12 protein-coding genes are annotated in these 15,091 nt (G+C 63.0%); 4 read left to right on the top strand and 8 right to left on the bottom strand.

Annotated elements, in window-relative coordinates:
• The first annotated feature begins 86 nt into the window (after positions 1-86).
• Positions 87-557, top strand: a complete 471-nt coding sequence (locus GTW25_RS01330; RefSeq protein WP_252910183.1) for an Lrp/AsnC family transcriptional regulator — start codon at positions 87-89, stop codon at positions 555-557.
• On the opposite strand, the gene GTW25_RS01325 is transcribed toward GTW25_RS01330, so the two are convergent.
• The 8 genes from GTW25_RS01325 to GTW25_RS01290 form a co-directional block, all read right to left on the bottom strand.
• Positions 552-890 carry a protein tyrosine phosphatase family protein gene (locus tag GTW25_RS01325; protein ID WP_252910182.1) on the bottom strand — a complete coding sequence of 113 codons (339 nt, stop codon included), beginning with the start codon at positions 888-890 and terminating at the stop codon, positions 552-554. The two genes, GTW25_RS01330 and GTW25_RS01325, sit on opposite strands and share 6 nt — an antisense overlap.
• A gap of 78 nt (positions 891-968) precedes the next feature.
• The gene (locus tag GTW25_RS01320; RefSeq protein ID WP_252910181.1) at positions 969-2,111 is read right to left on the bottom strand and encodes an acyl-CoA dehydrogenase family protein; all 1,143 of its coding nucleotides are present in this window, start codon (positions 2,109-2,111) and stop codon (positions 969-971) included.
• 50 nt (positions 2,112-2,161) lie between these two features.
• On the bottom strand, positions 2,162-3,364 hold the full coding sequence (pimC, locus tag GTW25_RS01315; protein WP_252910180.1) for a pimeloyl-CoA dehydrogenase large subunit: 1,203 nt from the start codon (positions 3,362-3,364) through the stop codon (positions 2,162-2,164).
• Between the two features lie 10 nt (positions 3,365-3,374).
• A complete protein-coding gene (locus GTW25_RS01310; RefSeq protein ID WP_252910179.1) occupies positions 3,375-4,556 on the bottom strand; it encodes an acetyl-CoA C-acyltransferase in 1,182 nt (393 codons plus the stop codon).
• Positions 4,553-6,190 carry an AMP-binding protein gene (locus GTW25_RS01305; RefSeq protein WP_252910178.1) on the bottom strand — a complete coding sequence of 546 codons (1,638 nt, stop codon included), beginning with the start codon at positions 6,188-6,190 and terminating at the stop codon, positions 4,553-4,555. Before GTW25_RS01305 ends, GTW25_RS01310 begins: the two co-directional genes overlap by 4 nt.
• The gene (locus GTW25_RS01300) at positions 6,187-8,271 is read right to left on the bottom strand and encodes a 3-hydroxyacyl-CoA dehydrogenase NAD-binding domain-containing protein (RefSeq protein WP_252910177.1); all 2,085 of its coding nucleotides are present in this window, start codon (positions 8,269-8,271) and stop codon (positions 6,187-6,189) included. The genes GTW25_RS01305 and GTW25_RS01300 overlap by 4 nt, the downstream gene beginning before the upstream one ends.
• A 28-nt stretch (positions 8,272-8,299) precedes the next feature.
• Complete coding sequence (gene pcaD / locus GTW25_RS01295; RefSeq protein ID WP_252910176.1) at positions 8,300-9,091, bottom strand: 3-oxoadipate enol-lactonase; 792 nt, start codon at positions 9,089-9,091, stop codon at positions 8,300-8,302.
• A 77-nt stretch (positions 9,092-9,168) separates the two neighbouring features.
• Positions 9,169-10,218, bottom strand: coding sequence for an enoyl-CoA hydratase/isomerase family protein (locus GTW25_RS01290; RefSeq protein ID WP_252910175.1), 1,050 nt, complete (start codon positions 10,216-10,218; stop codon positions 9,169-9,171).
• A gap of 276 nt (positions 10,219-10,494) precedes the next feature.
• On the opposite strand from GTW25_RS01290, the gene GTW25_RS01285 reads away from it, so the two are divergent.
• Genes GTW25_RS01285 through GTW25_RS01275 form a run of 3 tightly spaced genes read left to right on the top strand, consistent with a single transcriptional unit; the run spans position 10,495 to position 14,980 of the window.
• On the top strand, positions 10,495-12,027 hold the full coding sequence (locus GTW25_RS01285) for an acyl-CoA carboxylase subunit beta (RefSeq protein WP_252910174.1): 1,533 nt from the start codon (positions 10,495-10,497) through the stop codon (positions 12,025-12,027).
• Positions 12,028-12,062: 35 nt separating this feature from the next.
• Complete coding sequence (yghU, locus tag GTW25_RS01280) at positions 12,063-12,977, top strand: glutathione-dependent disulfide-bond oxidoreductase (RefSeq protein ID WP_252910173.1); 915 nt, start codon at positions 12,063-12,065, stop codon at positions 12,975-12,977.
• Positions 12,977-14,980, top strand: coding sequence for an acetyl-CoA carboxylase biotin carboxylase subunit (locus GTW25_RS01275; RefSeq protein ID WP_372493044.1), 2,004 nt, complete (start codon positions 12,977-12,979; stop codon positions 14,978-14,980). The genes yghU and GTW25_RS01275 overlap by 1 nt, the downstream gene beginning before the upstream one ends.
• Positions 14,981-15,091: the final 111 nt, after the last annotated feature.

The following is a 15,091-nucleotide window of genomic DNA, read 5'->3' as shown; positions in this document are numbered from 1 at the left end:
ATAGCGCGAGCGCTGCGCAATCGGCTTGCATTTTGCCGCACTGGATGGTGTCTTCATGCGCAAATCATGCATGATCATGGGTAAACATGAGCGACAAGCCCGACATAGACCAATTCGACCGCAAGATTCTCGCGGCGTTGCAGGCGGATGCGCGTTTGACGAATGGCGATCTTGCCGAAAAGATTCACCTCTCGGCTTCGCAATGCTCCCGCCGTCGCCAGAGGCTCGAGGATGTAGGCTACATCAAGGGCTACCGGGCAACGCTCGACCGCGAACGTCTCGGCTTCCCGCTGGTCAACGTTATTTCGGTGACGCTCGCGACGCATAATCGCGACAATGCACGGCGCTTCGCCGAGCTTCTGGCCCGGCTGCCGGAAGTGCAGGAGGCATATGCGATGACCGGCGAAATGGATTATTTCGTCAAGGTCGTGACGCCGGATTTGAAATCGCTGGCCGATTTCGTGAACGAGGTGCTGCTGCCGCACGAATCCGTGCAGCACGTCAAGACGGCCATCGTCCTTCAGACACTGAAGGAAACCGACGCGCTGCCCTTATGAGCCACGCTGCTGCTGGATGAGGGCGTAAAGGTTCGTGCAGCGCGTGCCCGAGCGGCAATAGGCCAGAACCGGCTTCGGCAGTTCGGCGAGGGCGGCTGCCTGATCCGTTACGTTCTGATCCGTGATCTGTCCGGAAACCACCGGAAGATAGCGGAATTCGAGGCCCTCCGCGCGTGCGGCCGCTTCGATCTCATCATGGGGGATCGCGCCGTCTTCGGTGTCGGGGCGGTTGGAAACGATCGACTTGAAGCCTGCGCCCTTGATCAGCGGTACATGCTCGATGCCGATCTGCGGCGCGACCGAATAGTCTTCTGTCAACTGGCGGATTTCCATGGATAGATCCCGTGCGTGTTCGTCGTGGCGCGATATGTGGCATGGACCGGCCGGCGTCGCAATGCGCTGGCCTGGAGGTCATGCCGCTTTGAACAATCCCTCCCCGCGCGCCAGCGCGCGCAGATGGAAATCGCTGTCGCCAAACTGCGTGTCGATCATCGTCATACGCTTGAAATAGTGTCCCACCGCATATTCCATCGTCATGCCGACGCCACCGTGAAGCTGGATCGCGTTTTCGCCGACGATGCGCCCGCCGCGCCCGATCTCGGCCTTGGCGGCGTGCATGGCCTGCGCGCGGGCTTCCGCGTCGTCGCTGTCCGCCATCATCGTGGCATAGAGCGTGATCGAACGCGCCTGCTCGATGGCGACATACATGTCGACGGCCTTGTGCTGAAGCACCTGGAAGGCGCCTATCGGAACGCCGAACTGTTTGCGCATCTTGAGATAATCGACCGTCAACTCGTTCATGGCCGACATGACGCCGATCGACTCGGCCGCCAGCGGAGCGATGGCGCCGTCAACGACCTTGCGCAAGGCCGGAAGACCGTTTTCGGGTGCTCCCAAGGCTTCTGCCGCGACGTTGTCGAGGCTGATTTCGGCGGCGCGCGATCCATCCTGCGTGGCGTATCCTCGGCGCGTCACGCCATCGGCGTTTGCGTCGATGAGAAAAAGCCCGATGCCGTTTTCGTCGCGGATGTCGCCGCCGGTGCGCGCGACGACGATCAGCCTGTCGGCAGCCTCGCCATGCAGGACGACGCTTTTCTGGCCCGTCAGCCGCCAGCCGTCGCCATCCTTCGTCGCCTGCGTCTCGACATGGTGGAGATCGTAGCGCGAATTGCGTTCGGTGTGGGCAAGGGCGAGCTTCAGCGATCCGTCCGCGATCTGCGGAATGAGTTCGGCTTTTTGGTCGCTCGATCCGGCGGCCTTGAGCGCGCCGCCGCCGAGGATCACCGTGGCAAAATAGGGTTCGAGCGCGAGCGCGCGGCCAAGCGATTCCATCACGATCATGGTTTCGACCGGCGTGCCGGCCAGCCCGCCGTCTTCTTCCGCAAAGGGCAAGGCCATCAGCCCCATCTCGGCATACGCGTTCCACATTTCGGCGCTGTAGCCGGCCGGGTCCGCCATATGTTTGCGCCGCTGCTCGAAGCCGTAGGAATCTTTCAAAAGGCGGTCGAGCGAGTCCTTGAGCATCGATTGCTCGTCGGTGAGGTCAAAGTCCATCGGTCCTCCAGTAAGCAGTTTCAGCCGTTGAGCGGTCCAACCCAAAGTGGTCACAACCCCAGCACCGCCTTGGCGATGATGTTTTTCTGGATCTCGTTCGAGCCGCCATAGATCGAGACCTTGCGGAAGTTGAAATAGCCCGGCGCTGCGGTCGCGGCGTAATCGGGTTCGATCGGCAGTTCGTTCGATCCGTCCGCATCGCCCGTATGATAGGGCAAAGCGTGCGGACCCATGACCTGCATCAGAAGGTGCGTCGTTGCCTGCTGGATCTCCGAGCCTTTGATCTTCAGGATCGACGAAGCCGGATCGGGCTTGCCGGTGTTGCCGCGCTTTGCGTCGGCGGCCACCACGCGAAGCTGGGTCAGTTCCAGCGCCTTCAAATCGATCTCGACCGAGGCGAGCTTTTCGCGGAAGCGCTCGTCCTCGATCAAGGGCCGGCCCGACGACATCTCCTTGGCGGCAAGTTCGCGGATGCGCGCAATGCGCTGCTTCGACATGCCGATGCGTGCGATGTTGGTGCGCTCGTTGCCGAGCAGGAACTTGGCGTAATCCCAGCCCTTGTTCTCCTCGCCGACGAGGTTCTCGACCGGCACCTTCACGTCGGTCAGGAACACTTCGTTGATCTCGCGCCCGCCATCGATGGTCACGATCGGGCGCACTTCGATGCCGGGCGTCTTCATGTCGATCAGCAGGAACGAGATGCCGGACTGCTTCTTGGCGTCTGGATCGGTTCGCACGAGGCAGAAAATCCAGTCCGCATATTGGGCAAGTGTCGTCCAGGTTTTCTGGCCGTTGACGACATAGTGGTCGCCTTCGCGCACCGCGCGCGTTTTCAGCGAGGCAAGATCCGAACCTGCGCCCGGTTCTGAAAACCCCTGGCACCACCAGTCATCGAGATTGGCGATGGCCGGCAGATAGCGCTTCTTCTGCGCCTCGTTGCCGAAGGTGTAGATGACCGGCCCCACCATGTTGACGCCGAAGGCGAGCGGCTGCGGCGCTGGCCATTTCTGCGTCTCTTCAAGGAAGATGTATTGCCGCATCGGGTCCCAGCCCGTGCCGCCATATTCTGTCGGCCAGTGCGGCACCGCCCAGCCCTTTTCGTTCAGGATGCGCGACCATGTGACGAGGTCCTGCTTGTCCATGCTCTCGCCGTCGATCATCTTCTGTCGGATTTCCTCGGGCAGATTGTCTTTCAGGAACGCGCGCACCTCGTCGCGGAAGGCGAGTTCGTCGTTGGTGTAGCGAAGGTCCATTTCGTTCTCCTCAAACGATCTCGAACAGGCCGGCCGCGCCCATACCGCCGCCGACGCACATGGTCACGACCGCATATTTCACACCGCGTCTCTTGCCCTCGATCAGCGCGTGGCCGGACAGGCGCGCACCCGACATGCCATAGGGATGGCCGAGTGCGATCGCGCCGCCATTGACGTTGAGCCTGGCCGGTTCGATACCGAGCCGGTCGCGGCAATAGATCACCTGCACGGCGAAGGCTTCATTGAGTTCCCAAAGCCCGATATCGTCGACCTTCAGGCCGTGGCGCTCGAGCAGGCGCGGCACGGCATAGACCGGGCCGATGCCCATTTCGTCCGGCGCGCAGCCCGCGACGTTGAACCCGCGCAAAATGCCGAGCGGGGCAATTCCGCGCCGTTCGGCCTCCGCCGAACTCATCATCACATGGGCCGATGCGCCGTCGGAAAGCTGGCTGGCATTGCCGGCGGTAATCGTTCCGCCCTCGCGCACCGGTTTGAGGCCGGCAAGCCCTTCGGCCGTGGTTTCCGGGCGCGGGCCTTCATCATGGGCGATCTCGACCTCGCGGTAGGATATTTCCTTCGTTTCCTTGTCGACCACCGCCATGCGGGTCGATATGGGCGCGATCTCGGCGTCGAACCTGCCGGCCTCCCGCGCGGCCGCGACGCGGCGCTGGCTTTCGAGGCCATATTCGTCCTGTCGCTCGCGCGAGATGCCGTAGCGCTTTGACACGATCTCAGCGGTGTCGATCATCGGCATGTAGACATCGGCGGCGGCGCCGGTGAGCGTCTTGTCGACGAGGCGGAAGGTGTTGCGGTGGTCGTTCTGGACGAGGCTGATGGATTCCAGCCCGCCGGCGATGCCGACCTTGACGCCATCGTTGCGAATGGCGTTGGCGAGCAGCGCCATGGATTGCAGGCCGGACGAGCATTGCCGGTCGATGGTGGTGCCGGCGGCGGTCTCCGGCAGTCCCGCGACGAGCGCTGCGCGACGCGCGACATTGAGCCCGGTCGTGCCTTCCTGCATGGCACAGCCCATGATCACGTCCCCGATCTCGCCGCCCTCGATGCCGGCGCGGGTCAGCGCGTGGCGGATGGCGTGGGCGCCGAGATCGGCGCCGGACGTGTCGTTCAGCCCGCCGCGATAGGCTTTGCCGACGGGCGTGCGGGCGGTCGAGACGATGACGGCATCGGTCATGAAAATCCTCCGGATCGGGCGGCGATGGCGGCCACCTCTTTCTTCAGTTCGAGTTTCGAAAGTTTTCCCACAGGCGTTCGCGGCAGCGCATCGCGGATTTCGAAGGCACCGGGCATCTCGTGCGGTCCGATCTTGCCGTTCAGAAAGGCTCGTAATTTTTCGAGCGTCAGTTCCGGCGCACCGTCGCGCAGTTTGGCGAACACTTTCGGCGTTTCGCCGCGATAGGCATCGGGCACGCCGATCACCAGAACCTCCTCGATGTCGGGATGGACGTAGACGGCCTGCTCGATCAATTGCGGATAGACGTTGAAGCCGCCGCAGATGATCATGTCCTTCTTGCGGTCGACGATGGTGAAAAAGCCTTCCGCATCCATGAACCCGATATCGCCGGTCAGGAAGCCGCCATCGCTGAAGGCGGCCCGCGTATCTTCCGGCCGGTTCCAATAGCCCGAGGTCACGTTCGGCCCGAAAATCCGCAATTCTCCGGTTTCGCCGACGCCAAGAACGCGGGCCGGATCGTCGAGCGCGACGATATCCAAATGAATGCCGGGAAGGGGCACGCCGATCGTATCGACCTTGTCCGGTCGCGTTACCGGTATGTTGGTGCCGGCGGGCGAGCTTTCGGTCATTCCCCAACCGCCGAGGAGAGTGTGCCCGGTCGCCTTCTTCAATCTGTGCGCCACCTCGACCGGAAGCGGCGCGCCGCCCGACGCGCAATAACGCAGTGAGGAGAAGTCGCGCTTTTCGAAGCCCGGTGTTCCGGCGATGGCGATCCACATGGTCGGCACGCCCGGAAAGCTGGTCGCACCGGCCTCGATTTCGCGCAACGCCGTCTCGGCGTCGAAGCGTGTATGGAGAACGAGCGTCTGGCCGTTATTGACGGCGCGAAGCATGACCGCCGTCAGCGCGTAGATGTGAAATAGCGGCAGGAACAGAAGAACGCGATCCTCGCCGGGCCGGGTGAGCCCATGCGCGGCGAACCAGATGTCGTAGCTCGAAACCGCTGCCGACAGATTGGCATGGGTCAGCATCGCACCCTTGGGCAGTCCGGTCGTCCCGCCCGTATATTGCAGCAGCGCCAGATCGGCGGCGGCGACGCGAGGGAAATCGACGGACCGCGCCTCGTCGATTCCCTGCCAGACAGGCGTTCCTTCATCGAGCGCCGCAGCCTCGCCCACGAAAAGGCGCGAGACCAGCCCCTTGTCGCGTAGCATGCCCGCCTTTGCAGCCAGTTCGCCCATGTCGGTGGTGACGATGGCGCGCGCGCCGCTGTCGGAAAGCTTGTGCTCGAGCACAATGTCGCCGTCGAGCGGTGATAGGTGAACCACCGTCAGCCCGGCCTTGAGCGCGCCGAAGAACGCGATCGGATGGTAGAGCGTGTTCGGAAGCAGGAGCGCGATGCGTTCGCCGGTCCGAAAGCCCGCGCCGATGAGCCGGGCGGCGAAATCGTCGACTTCGCGCTTCAGGTCAAAATAGGAAAAATCGCGCCCGCGAAAGACGAAAGCCGGTCTGTCACCCCATTTCGCCGCCGCACGGTCGAGCGTTTCGTGGATCGGCCAGACGTCGAGCGGCGTATCCGGCGACAGCCCCGCCGGATAGACGGCTTTCCAGGGGGCGTTCGCCAGCTTCGTCATCCGGTTTTCTTCGATGCCGAGAAGGAGCCGTCCGCCTCGGCGATCTTTCGCAGCAGCGCAGCGGGTTTGTAGACCTCCTTGCCGGTCTTGCCGTGCCAGTGATCCAGTCGCTCGACGATGGTCTTCACCCCCACCGTGTCGGCGTAGAACATCGGGCCGCCTTTGCCGATCGGGAAGCCGTATCCGTTGGTCCACACGATATCGATGTCCGACGCGCGCGCGGCGATCCCCTCTTCGAGAATGCGCGCACCTTCATTGATCAGCGGATAAAGCGTGCGCTCGGTGATCTCTTCGTCGGAAATGGCGCGCCGGTTGACGCCCTTTGCGCGTGCGGTTTCCTCGATCAGCTTCGATACCTCCGGGTCCGTCTTGGGCGCCCGCGATCCTTCCTCGTAGATGTAGAAGCCCTTGCCGGTCTTCTGGCCGAAGCGGCCCTGTTCGCATAGCGCATCGGCGATCGGCGCGGTCTTGCCCAGCGCCTTGCGGTTGCGCCAGCCGATGTCGAGCCCGGCCAGATCGCCCATCGCGAACGGTCCCATCGGCCAGCCGAAATCGGTGAACACCTTGTCGATCTGCGCCGGGTCCGCGCCCTCCATCAAGAGGTCTTCGTTCTCGGCCGAGCGGGACGAAAGCATCCGGTTTCCGACGAAACCGTGGCATACGCCCACGACCACCGGCACCTTGCCGATCTTGCGGGCCAGCGCCAGCGCCGTGGCAAGCACGTCGGGCGCGGTCCTGTTGCCGCGCACGATTTCCAGAAGCTTCATCACATTGGCGGGCGAGAAGAAATGAAGACCGACCACGTCCCGCGGACGCGCGGTCGACGCTGCGATTTCGTTCACGTCGAGATACGACGTGTTGGTGGCGAGGATCGCGCCGGGCTTCGCAACGGTTTCGAGCTTGCCGAACACCTCCTTCTTGACACCCATCTCCTCGTACACGGCCTCGATGATGAGATCGCATTCGGCAAGATCGGCGTAGTCGGTGGTCGGTTTGAAGGCTGCAAGGCGCTGGTCCTTCGCTTCAGTCGTCATCGACCCGCGCGAGACGGAAATCTCGTAGTTCTTCGCGATCGTCGCCAGGCCCCTGTCGAGCGCTTCGCGGTTCATCTCCAGAAGCGTGACGGGAATGCCGCCATTGACGAAGGACATGGCGATGCCTCCGCCCATCGTGCCCGCTCCGATCACCCCGACGCGCTTGACGGGGCGCGCCTCGATCTCCTTGCCGACGCCTTCGACCTTCGCGGCCTCGCGTTGCGCGAAGAATAAATGCCGCTGCGCCTTCGACTGCGTGCCCTGTACCAGTTCTATGAACAATTCACGTTCGCGCTTCAGCGCCGCGTCGAAATCCATGGTGATCGCGTTGCGCACGGCTTCGGCGCATTTGACCGGTGCATCGAGCCCGCGCGCCTTCCTGGCGACCTCCGCAGATGCAGCATCGAACGCAGCCATATCCACATCGGCGATTCTGTCGCTCCTGCCGCTGACGGGAGCGAGCGGCGTGCCGATCTTTCCGCGTGCGAATGCGATGGCCGCCTCGGCGAGATCACCGTCCGTCACTTCATCGACGATGCCGAGCTTCGCTGCCTTGTCGGCGGCAACGGGATTGCCGCTGGAGACAATCTTGAGCGCTTCGACCGGCCCGGTCAGACGCGGCAGGCGCGCCGTGCCGCCGGCTCCGGGCAGGAGGCCGAGCTTGACTTCCGGCAGGCCGATTTGCGCCGATTTGACGGCCACGCGGTAATGGCACGAGAGGGCAAGCTCCAGCCCGCCGCCAAAGGCCGTACCGTGGATCGCGGCGACCGTGGGCTTGGGAAATGCGTCGAGCAGCGCGCACAAATCGCGCAGAGACGGCTCGGCAAGCGCCTTGGGCGTGTTGAACTCGGTGATGTCGGCGCCCGAGACGAAGGTGCGTCCCGCACAGGCGATGACGACCGCCTTGACCGCATCGTCGTCGCGCGCCTGTTTCAGCGCGGCGAACAGCGGTTCGCGCAGATGATGGCTCATCGCGTTGACGGGCGGGTTGTCGAGGGTGATGATGGCCACCTCGCCGTCGCGCATCACCTTAACGTAATCGGGCATTCTTGGTCCTCTTGGGTTCGTTCGGCGGTCAGCGAAGGGCTGCGTCGAGAAAGTCCTGAAGCAGTCGCGCCGTTTCGTCCGGCTTTTCGATGCAGGGCAGATGGCCCGCGCCCTGAATGATCTCGAAACGGCTGTTTGCGATGAGGTCGGCGGTGGCGCGCACGAGGTCGGGCGGGGTCGAGCCGTCCTGATCGCCGACGATGCACAGGGTCGGCACGGCAAGCGCGGCGGTGGATTGCGTCAGATCCGCATCGCGCAGCGCCGCGCAGGTGCCGGCATAACCTTCGGCGGGCGTGCGCGTCAGCATCGCGACATAGCCGGCGAAATCGGGATTATCGGGACTGCGATAGGCGGGCGTGAACCAGCGTTCCATGATCGCGTCCGCCATCGCGCCGATGCCCTTGGTGGTCACCGTCTCGATGCGCTGGTTCCACATCTCGGCCGTGCCGATCTTGTGCGCTGTGTCCATCAGGACCAGTGCGGAAACGAGTTCGGGCCGCTTCGCTGCAAGTCCCTGCGCAATCAACCCGCCGACGGACAGGCCGATCAGAGCTGCCCTGTCGATACCGAGATAGTCGAGAAGCGCCGAAAGGTCGCCGACATGATCGTCCAGCCGGTAGGGTGAAGGCGTCGCTTCCGAAAGGCCGTGGCCGCGCTTGTCGTAGAGCACGACGCGATATCGATCGCCCAGCCGAACGAGGACGTCGTTCCAGATGCGGAAATCGGTGCCGAGCGAATTGGCGAAGACGAGCGTCGGCACATCGGCCGGGCCGCGAACTTCATGATGCAGCACAACGCCGTTTACGCGCGCAAACGCCATTCCGGCTCCTCCCATCCGGTTAACATACCGCAAGGTATGTCGCGAGTTGGGCCGCCGTCAATCGACAGCTACCATTTTCACAGGCGTTCGAGATGCGACAGGTCGAGTTCGTCCGGCAATCTTGCGAAATAGGCGTCGATGTCGGCGTCGCTCACGGCATCAAGTGTCGCCGGCCGCCATTTCGGTGCGTTGTCCTTGTCGATGATGACCGCGCGCACGCCTTCGAAAAATTCGTGTCCCTCGATGACGCGGCTGACGATCCGGAACTCGATCTTCATGCATTCCTCGAAGTCGGCCTTCGCGCCTTCCCGCATCTGGCGCAGGGCGATCTTCAGGCTGGTCGGCGACTTCGCACGGATGATCGCGGCCTGTTTCGCGGCCCATTCGCCGCCATCGGCATCGAGCGCGGCGAGAATGGTTTCGACCGTCTCGCCGGCAAAGCATCGCTCGATCGTTTCGGCAAGACCGGGCAGGGTTGCGCCGTCCGGGCCGGCCGCATGGGTTGTCAGGGCTTGGCCGGGCTCGCTGTCTTCGACCAGCGCAGTCTCCAGCGCCTCGAAATCCGTGCTGTCGACCGCCTCCGTGATCAGCCCGCACCACAAGGCATCCGCCTGCCCGAGACGCGCGCCGGTCAGCGCCAGCCATGTTCCGATCCGGTGCGGAAGGCGCGGCAGGAAATACGTGCCGCCGACGTCGGGGAATAGCCCGATGCCGGTCTCCGGCATGGCGAACATCAGGCGCGAGCCGCCGACGCGGTGGCTGCCGTGGAAGGAGACGCCCACGCCGCCGCCCATCACGATGCCGTCGATCAGCGCGATATAGGGCTTCTTGTAGCGTTTGATGAAGGTGTTGAGGCGGTATTCCTCGCGATAGAAATCGCGGATCGCCGGATCGCCCGCCTGACCCCAGTCATAAAGCTGGCGCACATCACCGCCCGCCGAAAACGCCTTTTCGCCCGCCGCCCTGATGACGACACGCTCGACGGCCGGATCATTCGCCCATTCGATCAGCTTTGCATGAAGCAGGCCCACCATATTGCGCGTCACCGCGTTCAGCGCCTTTGGCCGGTTGAGCGTCACAAAGCCCGCGGGACCGCGCGTGTCAAACAGGATTTCGGCTTCGCTCATCGTTTACTCCCCGAATGTCTCGTACGGATGATATCGCTCGCAACGACAAGTAGCCGATGCTTCCCGATTGCGCAGCCGCTGTGCACAAATGAATGTCCGATCTGAGACACGCCGCGTTGCGCCTCTCTTTTTGAGACCCGCACCCTCGTCCTTCATCTGGGTTCCCGTGACGCCCTTCCCATATAGCTTTTTCACCGCTATCCAAAAAATGCACGACAATAGGGAGGAATTGCCAATGATCGAGCGCTCCACCGTCTTTCACGAGAGCCGTCGCTGATGCGCGCCGTGCTCGAACAATTGGAGGAGCGCCGCGCGCAGGCGCGTCTCGGCGGCGGCCAAAAGCGCATCGAGGCGCAGCACGCAAAGGGCAAGCTGACGGCGCGCGAGCGGGTCGAGGTGTTGCTCGATGAAGGATCGTTCGAGGAATACGACATGTATGTCGTGCACCGGACGACCGATTTCGGCATGGCGGAGCAGAAATATCCGGGCGACGGCGTCGTCACCGGATGGGGCACGATCAACGGCCGGCTGGTCTATGTCTTCAGTCAGGATTTCACCGTTCTCGGCGGCTCGCTCTCTGAAACCCACGCGCAGAAAATCTGCAAGATCATGGACATGGCGGTGCGCAACGGCGCGCCGGTGATCGGGCTGAACGATTCGGGCGGCGCGCGCATTCAGGAGGGCGTCGCCTCACTCGGCGGCTATGCGGATGTCTTCAAGCGCAATGTCGATGCGTCGGGCGTCGTGCCGCAGATTTCGCTCATCATGGGGCCATGCGCAGGCGGGGCGGTCTATTCGCCGGCGATGACGGACTTCATCTTCATGGTGCGCGATTCGTCCTATATGTTCGTGACCGGCCCGGACGTGGTCAAGACCGTCACCAACGAGATTGTCACGGCCGAGGAACTGGGCGGTGCGCGCACTCACACGCAAAAATCCTCCGTTGCTGACGGCGCGTTCGACAATGACGTGATCGCACTGGAGGAAGTGCGCCGGTTGTTCGACTTCCTGCCTTTGAACAACCGCGAGAAATCGCCTGTGCGCCCGTTCCACGACGATCCGGGCCGCATCGAAGATCGCCTCGACACGCTGATCCCGGACTCGGCGAACAAGCCCTACGACATGAAGGAACTGATCCACGCGCTTGCCGACGAGGGCGATTTCTTCGAGATACAGGAAGCCTACGCCCGCAACATCATCACCGGTTTCATGCGCATCGAAGGCCAGTCGGTCGGGGTCGTGGCCAATCAGCCCATGGTGCTCGCCGGTTGTCTCGACATCGACTCCTCGCGCAAGGCCGCGCGTTTCGTGCGCTTTTGCGATGCCTTCAACATTCCGATTCTGACGCTGGTCGACGTTCCTGGCTTTCTGCCGGGCACGAGCCAGGAATATGGCGGCGTCATCAAGCATGGCGCGAAGCTGCTTTTCGCCTACTCTCAGGCAACCGTGCCGATGGTCACACTCATCACCCGCAAGGCTTATGGCGGCGCCTATGACGTCATGGCGTCCAAGCATATCGGCGCGGATGTGAACTATGCCTGGCCCACCGCCGAGATCGCCGTGATGGGCGCCAAGGGCGCGACGGAAATCCTCTACCGCTCCGAACTTGGCGACCCGGAAAAGATTGCCGCGCGCACGGCTGAATATGAGGAGAATTTCGCCAATCCGTTCAAGGCGGCCGAGCGCGGCTTCATCGACGAGGTGATCATGCCGCATTCCTCGCGCAAGCGCATCGCCCGCGCCTTCGCCATGCTGCGTACGAAGAAACAGGAACAGCCCTGGAAGAAGCACGACACGATGCCTTTATAGTGGGTTCCGCCAACTTTCTTCGCATTGAGGATGACATGACCGACACCACAAAGTTCCCGCCTGAAAAGAACCTGCCCGCCGGCTACGTTCCGCCGAAAATCTGGAAATGGGCCGATCAGAGCGGCGGCGCCTTCTCGTCGATCAACCGGCCGATCGCCGGCCCGACGCACGACAAGGAATTGCCGGTCGGCAAACATCCGCTGCAGCTTTATTCGCTCGGCACGCCGAACGGCGTCAAAGTCACGATCATGCTGGAAGAACTGCTCGCCGCCGGCCATGCGGGCGCGGAGTACGACGCCTGGCTGATCAAAATCGGCGACGGCGATCAGTTCGGTTCGGGCTTCGTGGAGGTCAATCCGAACTCGAAGATCCCGGCCATGATGGATCATGCACCGACGGGCGGCGGCGCGCCCGTGCGCCTGTTCGAATCCGGCTCGATCCTCGTCTATCTGGCCGAAAAGTTCGGTGCCTTTCTGCCGACCGAACTACGCGCACGCGCCGAGGCGATGAACTGGCTGTTCTGGCAGATGGGCTCCGCACCGTTCCTCGGCGGCGGGTTCGGCCATTTCTACGCCTACGCGCCGATGAAGATCGAATACGCGATCGACCGCTATGCGATGGAGGTCAAGCGCCAGATGGACGTGCTCGACCGGCATCTGGCCGACCACGAATACATGGCGGGTGCCGACTACACCATCGCCGATATGGCGATCTGGCCCTGGTACGGAAGGCTGGCGGCGAATGCCGCTTATGACGACGCGGGCGACTTCCTGTCGGTCAAGGAATACGAAAACGTTCAGCGCTGGATGAAGACGGTCGGCGACCGCCCGGCGGTTCAGCGCGGCTCGATGGTCAACCGCACCTTCGGCGATCCGGCAAAGCAGCTTCACGAGCGGCACGACGCCTCCGACTTCGAGACGAAGACGCAGGACAAGATTTCGGGGCAATGATGTTCAGGAAAATCCTCATCGCCAATCGCGGCGAGATCGCGTGCCGGGTCATCAGGACGGCGAAAAGGCTCGGCATCGCGACGGTCGCGGTCTATTCGGATGCGGACCGCGAGGCACTGCATGTGAAAATGGCGGACGAGGCGGTGCATATCGGCCCCGCGCCGTCGAACCAGTCCTACATCGTGATCGACAAGATCATCGATGCGATAAGACAGACGGGCGCCGACGCCGTCCATCCGGGCTATGGGTTCCTGTCGGAAAACCCGCTCTTCGCGCAGGCGCTGGAAAAGGAAGGCGTCGCCTTCATCGGCCCGCCGGTGCGCGCGATCGAGGCGATGGGTGACAAGATCACGTCGAAGAAACTTGCCGCCGAGGCAGGCGTCTCGACCGTGCCCGGCCATATGGGCCTGATCGCCGACGCCGACGAGGCGGTGAAGATTTCCGCGTTCATCGGCTATCCGGTGATGATCAAGGCGTCGGCCGGCGGCGGCGGCAAGGGCATGCGCATCGCCTGGAACGACGAGGAGGCGCGCGAGGGATTCCAGTCGTCGAAGAACGAGGCGAAATCGTCGTTCGGCGACGACCGCATCTTCATCGAGAAGTTCGTCACGCAGCCGCGCCACATCGAAATTCAGGTGCTCGGCGACCAGCACGGCAACGTCCTCTATCTGGGCGAGCGCGAATGCTCGATCCAGCGCCGCAACCAGAAGGTCGTCGAGGAAGCGCCGTCGCCGTTTCTGGACGAGGCGACGCGAAAGGCGATGGGCGAGCAGTCCGTCGCGCTGTCGAAGGCGGTTGGCTATTTTTCGGCCGGCACGGTCGAGTTCATCGTCGATGGGGATCGCAATTTCTATTTCCTCGAAATGAACACTCGCCTTCAGGTAGAGCATCCGGTGACGGAACTGATCACCGGGATCGATCTGGTGGAGGAGATGATCCGCGTGGCGGCGGGGGAGAAATTGCGGATCGGCCAGGACGACGTGAAGCTGAATGGCTGGGCGATCGAAAGCCGCCTTTACGCCGAAGATCCGTTCCGCAACTTCCTACCCTCGATCGGTCGTCTGTCTCGCTACCGCCCTCCGCATGAGGGCAAGCTGGAAAACGGCACGGTGATCCGCAACGACACCGGCGTTTTCGAGGGCGGCGAGATTTCGATGTATTACGACCCGATGATCGCCAAATTGTGCGCATGGGCGCCCGACCGCGCGGGCGCGGTCGACGCGATGAGTGCTGCGCTGGACGATTTCGAGGTCGAGGGCATCGGCCACAATCTGCCGTTCCTGTCGGCGGTGATGGAACATCCGCGCTTTCGCGACGGACGCCTGACCACGGCCTTCATCGCGGAGGAATGGCCCGAAGGGTTCGAGGGCGTTGCGCCCGACGCGGACGTGGCCCGCAAACTGGCGGCAGTTGCCGCCTTCGTAAATTTGCGCAGCCAGAAACGCGACATCCTGATCTCCGGCGGCATGGACAATCACCGCCGGGCGATCGGTCGCGATTGGGTCGTGACGTTCGCGGATGAGCTTTTCGAGTGTCATGTGCGCGAGGAGGGCGGCAAGGTGCTTGTCTCGATCGGTGAGGGCAAGGCGCTGGCGGTCCAGTCCGACTGGCTGCCGGGCAAAAGTCATGCGCACTTCGTCGTCGATGGACAGACCGTCGGCGTAAAGGTGGACCGCGTCAATTCGAGTTGGCGGCTGCGCTGGCGCGGTATCGACGTGAAGGCGCATGTGCGGACTCCGCGCGTGGCCGAACTCGCGCGTCTGATGCCGGAAAAGCTGCCACCCGACACGTCGAAGATGCTGCTGTGCCCGATGCCGGGTGTCATCACCTCGATAGCGGTCAAGGCCGGCGACGAAGTGCAGGACGGCCAGGCGCTCGCCACCGTCGAGGCGATGAAGATGGAAAACGTCCTGCGCGCCGAACGTCGGGGTATCGTCAAGACCGTTGCGGTGGAAGCCGGCGCGAGCCTGGCGGTGGACGAGATGATTTTGGAATTCGAGTAAGTCTGATGCTGACACGTCTGCGCTTTGTCGCGCCCCCCTCGGTCCTGCCGGACATCTCCCCCGCATGGGGAGAGATCAAGCACGTTAGCGGCGATTGGCTAATCTCCCCCC

Source organism: Aliihoeflea aestuarii (assembly GCF_024105665.1).
Classification (GTDB): Bacteria; Pseudomonadota; Alphaproteobacteria; order Rhizobiales; family Rhizobiaceae; genus Aliihoeflea; species Aliihoeflea aestuarii.
This window is presented reverse-complemented; position numbering and strand designations above follow the sequence as displayed.